Source organism: Geomonas edaphica, from assembly GCF_004917075.1.
Classification (GTDB): Bacteria; Desulfobacterota; Desulfuromonadia; order Geobacterales; family Geobacteraceae; genus Geomonas; species Geomonas edaphica.
Genome location: NZ_SSYB01000001.1, coordinates 720,372 through 732,253 on the forward strand (window position 1 = coordinate 720,372; position 11,882 = coordinate 732,253).

General features: G+C 63.7%; 10 protein-coding genes. 4 read left to right on the forward strand and 6 right to left on the reverse strand.

From position 1 onward, the window contains the following. Positions 1 to 144: 144 nt before the first annotated feature. Entirely contained in the window at positions 145 to 1,170 is a 1,026-nt protein-coding gene (gene queA, locus E8K79_RS03065) for a tRNA preQ1(34) S-adenosylmethionine ribosyltransferase-isomerase QueA (RefSeq protein ID WP_136513431.1), read from the reverse strand. 1 nt (position 1,171) lies between these two features. Beyond that, positions 1,172 to 2,263, reverse strand: a complete 1,092-nt coding sequence (locus E8K79_RS03070) for a SpoIID/LytB domain-containing protein (protein ID WP_246043690.1) — start codon at positions 2,261 to 2,263, stop codon at positions 1,172 to 1,174. Between the two features lie 366 nt (positions 2,264 to 2,629). On the opposite strand from E8K79_RS03070, the gene E8K79_RS03075 reads away from it, so the two are divergent. The 4 genes from E8K79_RS03075 to E8K79_RS03090 all read left to right on the forward strand — a co-directional run bounded on the left by E8K79_RS03075 (position 2,630) and on the right by E8K79_RS03090 (position 7,121). Further along, a complete protein-coding gene (locus tag E8K79_RS03075) occupies positions 2,630 to 4,738 on the forward strand; it encodes an HD domain-containing phosphohydrolase (RefSeq protein ID WP_136513433.1) in 2,109 nt (702 codons plus the stop codon). 90 nt (positions 4,739 to 4,828) lie between these two features. Beyond that, positions 4,829 to 5,791, forward strand: coding sequence for an ABC transporter ATP-binding protein (locus E8K79_RS03080; RefSeq protein ID WP_136513434.1), 963 nt, complete (start codon positions 4,829 to 4,831; stop codon positions 5,789 to 5,791). After that, positions 5,785 to 6,774 carry an ABC transporter ATP-binding protein gene (locus E8K79_RS03085; protein ID WP_136513962.1) on the forward strand — a complete coding sequence of 330 codons (990 nt, stop codon included), beginning with the start codon at positions 5,785 to 5,787 and terminating at the stop codon, positions 6,772 to 6,774. Before E8K79_RS03080 ends, E8K79_RS03085 begins: the two co-directional genes overlap by 7 nt. A 62-nt stretch (positions 6,775 to 6,836) precedes the next feature. Continuing rightward, positions 6,837 to 7,121, forward strand: coding sequence for an ArsR/SmtB family transcription factor (locus tag E8K79_RS03090; RefSeq protein ID WP_162604587.1), 285 nt, complete (start codon positions 6,837 to 6,839; stop codon positions 7,119 to 7,121). A gap of 56 nt (positions 7,122 to 7,177) precedes the next feature. Here the strand turns inward: E8K79_RS03090 and E8K79_RS03095 are convergent, their stop codons facing one another. From E8K79_RS03095 to E8K79_RS03110, 4 genes are all read right to left on the reverse strand, one after another. Continuing rightward, a complete protein-coding gene (locus E8K79_RS03095; protein ID WP_342782464.1) occupies positions 7,178 to 8,530 on the reverse strand; it encodes a TldD/PmbA family protein in 1,353 nt (450 codons plus the stop codon). Between the two features lie 286 nt (positions 8,531 to 8,816). Next, entirely contained in the window at positions 8,817 to 9,266 is a 450-nt protein-coding gene (locus E8K79_RS03100) for an N-acetyltransferase (RefSeq protein ID WP_136513436.1), read from the reverse strand. Further along, positions 9,263 to 10,924, reverse strand: coding sequence for a DNA repair protein RecN (recN, locus tag E8K79_RS03105; RefSeq protein ID WP_136513437.1), 1,662 nt, complete (start codon positions 10,922 to 10,924; stop codon positions 9,263 to 9,265). The genes E8K79_RS03100 and recN overlap by 4 nt, the downstream gene beginning before the upstream one ends. Beyond that, the gene (locus E8K79_RS03110; protein ID WP_135870092.1) at positions 10,925 to 11,791 is read right to left on the reverse strand and encodes an NAD(+)/NADH kinase; all 867 of its coding nucleotides are present in this window, start codon (positions 11,789 to 11,791) and stop codon (positions 10,925 to 10,927) included. Positions 11,792 to 11,882: the final 91 nt, after the last annotated feature.

Below are 11,882 nucleotides of genomic sequence, written 5' to 3' on the forward strand. Positions count from 1 at the left end.
TAGCCGGGGTTGGCAGAGGCAAATCCCCCCCGCCCCCCCTTCGCAAAGGGGGGAGCCCAGGCCCCACGTCTCTTTTTCCGTGCAAACGCCTGCGTCCGCGGTGTTACTCAACTTACGTGACGGGAGGGTTCGCCGCATCCCGCATCAGGAGATGAACATCGCATCGCCGTAGCTGAAGAACCGGAAACGCCGCTTCACCGCCTCGCCGTAGGCGTGCAGCATGGTCTCCTTCCCGGCGAATGCGCACACTAACATAAATAGTGTCGACTTGGGGAGATGAAAATTCGTTATCAGCGCGTCGACCACGCGGAAGCGGTACCCGGGAAGGATGAAGATGTCCGCCTCGCGCTCCCCGGCGACGAGCTCCCCGGAGGCCGCGGCGTGCTCCAAAGCCCGCAGCGACGTGGTTCCAAGGGCAATTACCCTCCCCCCCGCCTCCTTGGTCCTGCGGATGGCGGCGGCGGTCTCCTCGGGGATCCGGTACCTCTCCCGGTGCATGGTGTGCTCCGAGAGTTCCTCCACCCGCACCGGCATGAAGGTCCCAAGCCCCACGTGCAGGGTGACCGGCGCGATCTGAACGCCCCGGCTCCGGATCTCGTCCAGAAGCTCCGGGGTAAAGTGCAGCCCGGCGGTCGGGGCGGCGACGGCCCCCTTCTCGCGGGCGAACACGGTCTGGTAACGCTCCAGATCCTCCCCTTCGGGCTGCCGCTTGATGTAAGGGGGAAGCGGCATGCTCCCGACCCCCTCCACCCAGCCCATGAAGTCGGCTGCCCCCTCGAAAAGGACCTGCCACTCCCCGTCCTCGCGTGACACCACGGTTGCGGTGACGCCGCCGGGAAGGAGGATGCGGGTCCCCTCGCCGGGGGAGCGGGAGGCCTTGATGAGGCAGCTCCAGATCTCGTCCGCGCCAGGGAGGCGGCGCACCAGGAAAACCTCTACCGCGCCGCCAGTCTCCTTCTGCCCTTTGAGCCGTGCCGGGATCACGCGGGTGTCGTTCAAAATCAGCAGGTCGCCTGCCCGGAACTCTCCGGCGATGGCGGCGATGGTGGTCTCGGCAACCGCCCCGCTTGCGCGGTCCACGGTCAAAAGCCTCGAGGCGTCCCTGCGGCTCGCCGGGTGCTGCGCGATCAGCTCCGGCGGGAGTTCGTAGTCGAAATCGGAAAGGCGCATGTTATCGACCGTACCCCTCGGCAAGCTTCACCCCGGGGTAGTAATAGGTCAGGATCTCCCGGTAGGCGAATCCCTCGTTGGCGCGCCCCTTGGCGCCCCACTGGCAAAGGCCGACCCCGTGCCCGGAGCCGGTGCCGATCACCTGGAGGCCGTCACCTTTCATGCGCAGCTCGAAGTTGGTGCTCTTAACGACGCCGTAGCCTAGCGCCTTTCTGAAGGCGACGCCCGGAACGGTGACCGACCCGCGGGCAGACTCGGCAACCACGTCCTGCACCCTGCCGCTTTGGTTGCGCCCCCGCACGCGGAGCTCTTTGAGCCCGGAGACCGGGTACCCGGCCGAACGGAGCGCGCTCTCCACCTTGCGCATGGTGAGGTTCACATCCCACTTGATGGGGTTGGACTCGCTGCAGTAGCGGCAGGGGACGCCCTGGAGGTACGGGATGGAGAGCCCCCAGACGTTACGGGAGGACTCGGTGTGCCCGGCGCAGTTGGAATGGTAGAAGGCCTGGATGATCTTGCCGTCGTAGGTAAGGACCTGGCCGGCGGTCTCGCGCACCCCGTAGGCGGCGCGGCCATCCTCGGCGTCGGCGCCGTCGTAGACCTGGTCCATCACGCTCGACTCGAGCTGGTACGCGGCGCCCCGGCGTGCCTGGATCTGGTACATGGCGTAGGAACGTGCGATGACCGCCTGCGCCTTGATCGCCTCGATGGGCCAGGCGGAGCTGATCTCGCAGTTGATGAGACCGATAAGGTATTCCTCGAGCGGCAGCTCGTTCACGACGAGGAGCCCCTTGTCTCCCGGGGTGACCTCGATGAGGGCACGGTACCCTTTGCCATTCACGGTGACGCGGGAAAAAGCCGAGGCGACCAGCCGGTTCACGGTCCTACCGTTCACGGTTACCGCACTTCCCGACCTCTTCACCTCGAGAGGCATCTCGACACGGAGCGGCTCGCCGCTGCCGTCGGTAAGGAGCACGCCGTCGCCGTCGATGCGGACCGTTTCCGCCCCTCTCAAGAGGGCGACCCGAACCATCTCGGGTCTCGTCGCGGCGGCACTCGCTCCGGCGGCGAGGCAGATGACAACTATGATCAACGTCCTGAAGAAACTCATCAATTCCGTTTACACATGGGTATGGCGCGAGCCTGAAAAGCCCTAGATATAAACCATGGAACAGCCGACAAAGTCAATAATTTTGTCGTTCTAATGCTTGGCCACAGCGGGCGGAATTGGCAAGCGTTTTGCTGTCATTCTCATTAATTCTTCGACGACACCGTTGCGCCTGGGAGGGGTCCCCTCACCCATCGCGCGCTAAAGTGCCGAACTCTATCGGTTTGGAGCCGCCGACGCGGCGCCGCCGGCACCAAATAAACTGTTGCCAGAACTTGAAAAAAAGGCTATATCGCTGAGTGGCTTAGCGCTATTGCGTGATTTGCCGCACACCTATAAGTACGGAACCGTATGTGCAACTCCCTTAAAATCAAGATACTGACCCTGGTCACTGTCATACTGGTGGTCATTATCTCTACGGTGGCCTATCAGAACTACCGGCAGCAGAAGGAAATGCTGCACGAGATTGCGAACCGCAACACCTCGGTACTCATAGAGACGATAAAGAGTTCCGTTGCCAACGCCATGCTCTCCGGCCGTTCCGACGAGGTCGCCGCCATCTTCGCACGGATCAAGTCACGCGAGTTCGTGAACTCCATCCGGATCGTCGACGAGTCGGGGAAGATCCTCAACTCCGCTGACCGCGAGGAGATCGGCACGACACTCCCCGAGCTCGGACGGCAGCAACTGCCGACCAGGAACCTCACCGTACTCCCCGAAGATGGGGTCTTCCTCTCCTACGCGCGCATCTTCAACGCCCCCCAGTGTTATAAATGTCACCCGGCAAGCAAGGAGACGCTCGGTCTTCTCGAGATCAAGCTCTCGCTCGGCTACATGAACGGGTTCATCACCCGGGAGCGCAACATAGCCGTGGTCTCAGCGATCATGCTCGTCCTTCTCACCGTGGCGACCATATTCGTATTCCTCGTCATCTACGTGGAGCGCCCGATACGCAAGCTGGTCCGTTCCATGGAGAAGGTGGAACAGGGTGAGTTCGACCAGGAGATCAGCCTCACCTCGAGCCACGAGATGTACACCCTCGGCAACAGCTTCAACCACATGGTCGGCACCATGGCGAACCTCATGGAGGCGACGGTCAGCCATGAGAGGGAGCTTGCCCGCGCCCAGGAGAAGCTGGAACACCACCGAGAGACGCACCAGATGAACGGCAGGCTAGAGGAACAGATCCGCGAGATTGAAAACCTGAACGTCACCCTCGAGGAGCGCATAGAGGAGATCGAGGAGGCGAACTACAAGATCGCCGACCTCGCCGGGGAGCTGGAGGATAAAAACACCAACCTCGAGAAGGCGGTCGCCAAGCTCTCCACCCTGAACCGCCTAGGTCTCGCCATCAATTCCACTATCGAGGTCGAGGACCTCTACCAGCTCGTGGTGAAGACCACCATGGACACGCTTCAGGCCCAGGTCGGCTACATCGTGCTGTACGACGCCGAGCGCGGTGAACTGCGCATCACCAACCTGATCGGTTACCGCGACCCGAACTCGCAATACCTGCGCGTCCCGATGAAACCCTCCAGCGTTTCCAGCTGGGTGATCCAGAATAGCAAGCCGCTGCTCATCACCGACATCGCCCTGACGCCGGAGTTCGACCGGGTGAGCCCGCTCGGGTTCGAGAGAAAGACCCTGATCTGTGCGCCGCTCATGGTGAAGGACGAGATCATCGGCACCCTCACCGTGGTCAACAAGCTGAACAACACGGTCTACAACCACGAGGAACTGGAGCTTCTCTCCACCATCGCAGCCCAGGCCTCCATCGCCATGAAGAACGCGATGCTCTACGACGAGCAGCAAAAGACCTATCTGAACACGATCCAGGCGCTCGTCTCCGCCATCGAGGCTTCCGACAGCTACACCCGGGGGCACTCCGAGCGCGTCACCCGCTTCTCCCTTGCCCTCGCCCGCAAGCTCGAGCTCCCGGCCAATCGCCTGAAAGTCATCGAGCGCGCCGCCATCCTGCACGACATCGGCAAGATCGGCATCGACCTCTCGCTTTTGCACAAGGAGGATGCCCTCACCAGCGAGGACGTCGCCGAGCTGCAGCAGCACCCGAGCATAGGGATGAAGATCCTGGAGCCGATCGAGTTCCTGCACGACGTCCGCCTTTGCATCGGACAGCACCACGAGCGCTACGACGGCAAAGGGTACCCAAACAGCCTCACCGGGCAGGAGCTGCTCCTGGAGTCCAGAATCCTCGCCATCGCCGACAGCTTCGACGCCATGACCTCGGACCGCCCCTACCGCAAGGCGCTGAAGCTCGAGGTAGCCATACAGGAGCTCGCCGAAAATGCCGGAACCCAGTTCGACCCCGAGCTCGTGCCCATCTTCATCAAGCTGTTGAAAACGCCGAATTTCCTGCCGCAACGCGAGGAATACCTCGGTCTGCACGTGGTGTCGGCCTCGCAGAAACCAGGTAAGCCGCACTCCTGTATTGCCCAGTAATCCGAATAATGGTATAAGGTAAACTTTTGCAGCGCGGCCCGCAGAGCCGGTTCGCGCCATTTTTGTACCCAAAGGTAATCGGAGAGCCTCGTGCCGGCACTTCTCGAAATAACTGGACTGCGTACCGAATTCCGCGTGAAAGGCGGGACGGTGAAAGCGGTGCGCGGCGTGGACCTCGCCGTGGAGGCGGGAGAGACCCTGGCGCTTGTCGGCGAATCGGGCTGCGGCAAGAGCATCACGGCCGCCTCGGTGCTGCGCCTCGTCCCTCCTCCGGGTAAGATCGTCGCCGGTTCGATCCGCTTCAAGGGGGAAGAGCTCCTGGAGCTCTCCGAAGAAGGGATGCGCGGGATCCGCGGCAACCGGATCGCCATGGTGTTCCAGGACCCGATGACCTCGCTGAACCCGGTCTTCACCGTCGGCTACCAGGTGGCGGAGGGGCTCCGGATCCACCGCGGCCTCTCGGCGGCGGCCGCCGAGCGCGAAGCGGTTGAGCTCCTCACCCAGGTGGGGATCCCGGCGGCTATAGAGCGCATCAGGGACTACCCGCACCAGCTCTCGGGCGGCATGCGCCAGCGCGTGATGATCGCCATGGCGCTTGCCTGCGGGCCGGAACTCGTCATCGCCGACGAGCCGACCACCGCCCTGGACGTCACCATCCAGGCACAGATCCTCGAGCTTTTGGACCGGCTCATGGCGCAAAACCGGATGGGGCTCGTCCTGATCACGCACAACCTGGGCATCGTGGCCGAGCGTGCCCATAAAACCGCCATCATGTACGCAGGCGAGATCGTCGAGAGCGCCGCCACCGAGGCGCTCTTCGCAAACCCGCTGCACCCGTACACCAAAGGGCTCCTAGCCTCGCTCCCGGAGTTCGGTACCCCGGGAGAAAAGCTCGCCACCTTCGCCGGGGGCGTGCCCGACCTGAAAAGCGACTTCATCGGCTGCCCCTTCAGGGAGCGCTGCCCGATCGGGGACGCGGAGTGCGGCAAAGCGAACATCGAAATGCGGGAGGTGGCGCCGGGACATCTCGTGCGCTGCAGGAAGGTATCGTGACCCCCATACTGACCGCCGAAAATCTGGTGAAAGAGTTCCCGGTGCGCGGAGGGATGTTCGCCCCGAAGAGGACCTTGACCGCCGTCGCAGGTGTGGACCTGGAACTCTACCCGGGCGAAACCCTGGGTCTTGCCGGCGAGTCCGGCTGTGGCAAATCGACCATGGCGCGACTCTTGACCGGGCTCACCGCACCCACCTCGGGGAACATCCGCTACCAGGGACGCGAGCTCGCCGCCATGTCGAAGGAGGAGCGCACCCGGTTCCGCAGCGAGGTGCAGATGGTCTTCCAGGACCCCTTCTCCTCGCTGAACCCGCGCATGCGAGTAGCCGAGATCGTCGGGGAGCCGCTCGCGATCCACGGCATCGGCAACGCCTCGGAGCGGCGCGAACGGGTGGCGGAGCTCATGCAGCGTGTGGGGCTTTCTCCCGAGCAGATGATGCGCTTTCCCCACGAGTTTTCCGGCGGGCAGCGCCAGAGGATCGGGATCGCCCGCGCCCTCGCCGTCGCACCAAAACTCGTGATCGCGGACGAACCGGTTTCTGCACTCGACCTCTCGATCCAGGCGCAGATCATCAACCTGCTCCAGGAGGTGAAAAAGGACCTCGGGCTCTCCTTCCTCTTCATCACCCACGACCTCTCGGTGCTGAGACACATGAGCGACCGGGTGGCGGTGATGTACCTCGGGAGGATCGTAGAGACCGGAAGCCGCGACGCGGTGCTCTCGCGTCCCCTGCACCCTTATACCGAGACGTTGCTCTCCGCTATCCCGAGCATCGATCCGAACAGGCGCAGAAAGCACGTGATCGCCAAGGGGGAGCTTCCCTCTCCGGTGTCGCCCCCGAGCGGCTGCCCATTCCACCCGCGCTGCCCGTACGCACGCGAGGTGTGCAGCCAGAAGCGCCCTGAACTCGTGGAGAAGGTGCAGGGACAAAAAGCCGCCTGTCATTTCTCTGAGGAAATCTACCTAGGCGGCAGCAAGTAATTCGTTGACAAGTCCAATTAGCATATATAGATTGTTTTCTAGCACAGACGGAGGATACCAACTTGGCATTTGACAAGACGAAGGATTACGGGAAAGAAGCGGAAATGCTGAAGGTGCTCGGGCACCCGATCCGCCTGAAGATAGTTGCGGGGCTTTGCGCCCAGGAATGCAACGTGAAGCACATTTGGGAGTGCCTCGCATTGCCGCAGGCGACCGTGTCGCAGCACCTGGCGCTTTTGAAGAACAAGGGGATCATCGAGGGGACCCGCGACGGGGTCGAGGTGCACTACGCTGTGGTGAGCCCGTTCGTGCGCAGGCTGATCGAGATCCTGCACGCCGAACCGTAAAAGAAGCATCCAGGCGGCAACAGGCTTTTGCGCCGCACCCTCTTCGGGGTGCGGCCTTAGGTGCCGCTTATGTCCAGTTCCGCGATCCTGAGCGACGGCGCGCCGGTTGAACCGAAGAAGCGCAGGTCGCTGCCGACCATATCCACCTTCCTGAAGAGTTCCAAAAGGTTTCCGGCCAGGGCGAGCCCCTTCACCGGATGCCGCAGCTCCCCCCCTTCCAGATAGAACCCGGAGGCCCCGACCGAGAAGTCGCCGGTGATGGGATTTGCCGTATGCATCCCCATCACGTCGGTGATGAGCACACCCTTGGCCACGCCGCCGATAAGCGCGCCTGCGTCCGCCGTTCCGGGCTCGATGAAGAGGTTGTTCGCACCGAGTCGGGGCGGGCTCTTGATGGCGCCGCGCTGGGCGTTCCCGGTGGACGCAGCACCAAGGCGCTTCGCCCAGTAACTGTCGTAGAGGTACCCCTGGAGGACGCCTGCGGTGACGAGCGGCGTATCCTGCTGCGGCACACCTTCGCCGTCGCAGGGGGCGCTCCCCACCCCCCCCTCGAGAAGCCCGTTGTCGCGCACCGAGACGAGCTCTGAGAAGATGCCCTCCCCTACCCTCCCGGCAAGGAGCGACTTCCCCTTGTGCACGCTCTCGGCGAGAAACGAAGTGGCGAGGACGTCGAGGAGGTCCGCCGCCACGCGGTTGTCGAGCACGACCTGGCAGCGCATGGTGGGCATGCTGCGGGCGCCCAGAAGCGCCGTCGCCTTGCGACCGGCACCGGCGGCGACCTTTTCCAGATCGATGGCGGCAAAGCTTGGGGCAAAGGCGAAATCCCAACCGGTCTGAGCGTCGCCATCGGCCTCGGCCACGGCGGAAACGCTGCAGCTGTTGTAGCTCCCCATCGTCGCGGCGTTCAGGCCGTGCGAGTTCCGGACCAGGGTGTGGTAGACTGACTCGCCGTAGGCGCACTTTCTGACCCTTTTCACGCGCGGGTCGTAGGCGCGCACCAGGCGTTCGAGCTCGAGGGCGCGCCCGATCTTCGCCTCCTCGTCAAGAGCCGGGAGTGCGGGATCGTAGAGCCAGGGGAGTTCGGGGTAGGATGCGGCGGGTCCGGGAAGGGTGTACCAGGAATCCGGGCTCTGCATGCGGGCGGCGACGAGGGCCGCGTCCACCATCCGCTCGAGTGCTACAGGGTCCATCGTGGTGGAGAAGGAGAAGCCGAGCCCCTCTCCGTCAAGGAGCCGGACCGCCACACCGAAGGGTTCGGCGCAGCGGAAGGCGTCCACCTTACCCTCTTTCACCTCGATGGCGAGATCCCGCGCGCCGTAGAGCGCGATCTCCCAACCGTCGATGCGCCGCGCCCCGATCAGGCGCTCCACCGTCTCTGCGTGCCGAGCCAGTTCCATTTCATGCGTCATAAGGGATTTCTCTTGGAATTTAAAGGAAGAGGCTGTCGTTAGCCCCCTCCCCCTGCGGGAGGGGGTTAGGGGGAGGGGGAAGAAGCCATTATCTCTAGTGCTTGCAGCTTCACCCACCCCCCTACCCCCTCCCGTCAAGGGAGGGGGGGAATCAACTTAGAGTTCGAGGATCATCGCGATCTCGTCGCAGTCAGNTTTGGGGGTGGGGGAAGAAGCCATTATCTCTAGTGCTTGCAGCTTCACCCACCCCCCTACCCCCTCCCGTCAAGGGAGGGGGGGAATCAACTTAGAGTTCGAGGATCATCGCGATCTCGTCGCAGTCAGGGAACTTCACGCACTTGATGCAGTCGCCCCATACCTTGTGCGGGAGCTCCGACTTGTCCGCCACCTTGAAGCCGAACTTGGCGAAGAAGTCGGGCTTGTAGGTGAGGCAGAAGAGGCGCTTCAAACCGAGCGATCTCGCTTCGTCGATGCAGGCACCCACCACCTGGCTCCCGATGCCGCGGCGCCCGACGCTTTCGGCGACCGCCACGGAGCGCACCTCGGCCAGGTCGTCCCAGACGATGTGCAGCGCCGAGGTCCCAAGCAGTTGCCCGTCCTCTTCGAAAACGTAGAAGTCGCGCAGCGCCTCGTATAGTTCGGAAAGCGAGCGGGAGAGCATCTCTCCGCGGCTCGCGAAGTTGGTCAACAGTTTCTGAATGTCCTTTACGTCGCCAATTCTGGCCTTTCTGATCATCTTGCCGCCTCCTGAATCATCTCCCTGGCGTGTTCCAGGGTCTTGTCGGTGACGCGCGCGCCCGAAAGCATGCGCGCCACCTCGGCCACCCGCTCCTCTCCCTCCAGGAGTTGGACGCTGGTGGCGGTCCTGCCGTGCTCCACACCCTTCTCCACCTTCAGGTGCTGGTCCGCGAAGGCGGCCACCTGCGGGAGATGGGTGATGGCGAGCACCTGCTGTTCGCGCGCCACGCGCTTTAGCTTCTCACCTACGAGCGCCGAGGTCGCCCCGCCGATACCGGTATCCACCTCGTCGAAGATGAGGGTCGGCACCTCGGAGTCGGGGTGGAGCTGCTTCAAAGCGAGCATGAGGCGTGAGAGTTCGCCCCCCGAGGCGACCTTCGCGATCGGCCTCGGCGGCTCACCCGGGTTGGGGGAAAAAAGGAACTCGGCCCGCTCGAAGCCATAAGACCTAGGCTCCGCGCTTTTCTCGAAGGAGGTCTCGAACACGGCGTGCTTCATGGCGAGCTCGGAGAGTTCGCGCTCCATCCCCTCCTTGAGGCGAACGGCTCCCGCCTCGCGTGCACTCGTAAGCTTTGCGCCGAGCGCCGCCAGTTCCCCCTCGAGATCACCGATGCGCGCCTGCAGACCCTCGCGGGTCTCGCCCCGGTTGGTGAGCGCAGCGAGCTCGGCGTCGATCTCGGCCTGGTAGGCGAGGATCTCCTCGACGGTCGCGCCGTACTTCTTCTTGAGGCGGTTGATGAGGTCGAGCCTGTCCTCGAGCTCCTCGAGGCGCGCCGGGTCGGAATCGATGCGCGCGGCGTAGTCGCGCAGGGAAAGTGCTGCGTCCTCGAGCTGGGCGTAGGCCGTTTCCAGCGCCTGGGCGACCGGCGTCAGGGCATGGTCGATGCGCCCTGCGTCCGCCACCCCCTGAATCACGCCGGTGAGACCGCCGAGGATGGCGGCGTCGCCGCCGTAGAGCTCGTCGAAGGCGCCCTGGGAGACCTCCATGAGCCTGCCGCTGTGGGCAAGGCGCACGCGCTCCTCGGAAAGTTCCTCCTCTTCACCCGGGACGAGCTTCGCGTCGGCGATCTCGCCGCTTTGAAAGGCGATGAGGTCGAGCCGCCTTGCCGCCTCGCGCTCCCCTTCCTCTAGCGCCTTCAACTCCTGTCTCGCGCCCTGGTACTCCTCGAAGCGGGAGGCGAACTCGTGGCGCATGGGGAGGCTCCCCGCGAAGCCGTCCAGAAGGAGCAGGTGCTGGTCCGTCTTCAAAAGGGTCTGGGCGTCGTGCTGGCCGTAAATGTTGATGAGGCTGCGGCAGACCTCGGCGAGAAGGGCCGTGGTGGCGAGCCCGCCGCCGATGAAGACGCGGTTCTTGCCGCCGGGCGCCACGGTGCGCCGCACGAGGAGCTCGCCGTCGCAATCGATCCCAGCCGCGGCAAGAGACTTAAGGAGCGTATCCCGCCCGGTGAGATCGAAGAGCGCCTCCACGGAGGCCTCCTTCGCGCCGGAGCGGATCAGGTCCGAGCTGCCGCGCCCCCCTAGGATGAGGTTCACCGCGTCGATGATGATCGACTTACCCGCACCGGTCTCGCCGGTCAGTATGTTGAGCCCGGGGCTGAATTCGACGTGGAGTTTGTCGATGATGGCGAGGTTGGTGATCTGGAGTTCTCTGAGCACTTACCGTTCACCCCACTTGAGCTTGGTGCGGAGCACCTCGAAGTAGTCCTTGCTGCGCGACTGGATGAGCCGGGTCACCTGCGCGGCCTTGGTGATCTGGACGGTATCGCCGGAGAAGAGCTTCATCCCGACCTGGCCGTCAAGGGTGAGGAAGACGGACTCGTCCGGGGCGTATTTGAGCTTTATCGCGATGTGCGCGTCGGCGGCCATGACGAGCGGCCGGTTGGTCAGGGTGTGCGGGCAGATCGGGGTGAGCGAGATGCACTCGAGTTCGGGATGGAGGATCGGCCCGTTCGCGGAGAGGGAGTAGCCGGTCGAGCCGGTCGGCGTGGACAGGATGAGGCCGTCGGCCTTGAAGGTGGTCAGATAGCGACCGTTCACCGAGGTCTCCATGTCGATGATCCTCGCGAGCGCCCCCTTGTTGATGACCACGTCGTTTAGCACGCGGTGCAGCTCGACCACCTCGCCGTCGCGCTCCACGCTCGCCATGAGCATCATGCGTTCGCTCACCTCGAAGTCGCCGGCGAGGCAGCGCTCGACCGAGGGGTAGAGCTCGCCCAGGGTGATCTCGGTGAGAAAACCTAAGCTCCCGAGGTTCACCGCGAGGATCGGCACGTCGCGCTCCCCGACGAGCCGGGCCGCCGCGATGAGGGTACCGTCGCCCCCCAAAACCACGACGAGATCGGCATCCTGCGAGATGTCCGAACTCTCGGCGCTTTCGGCGAGGGTGGTGCGCCTAAGCCGCCTGGAGAGGTGCTTCTCGACCTGCGCGGTGATGCCGCGGGCCGCCAGCCACTCGATGAGCTCCTCTGCGACCCCTAGGCAGCGCGGATCGTGCACTTTGGCGAAAATGGCGATTTTTTTCATCACTGGCCCTTTACTTGTACTGTAATCTAGGATTTACTAGCACAGTTGTTGTATCATGTCCAACGGAAAACTGGGGCGGTGCGGCTGCTCC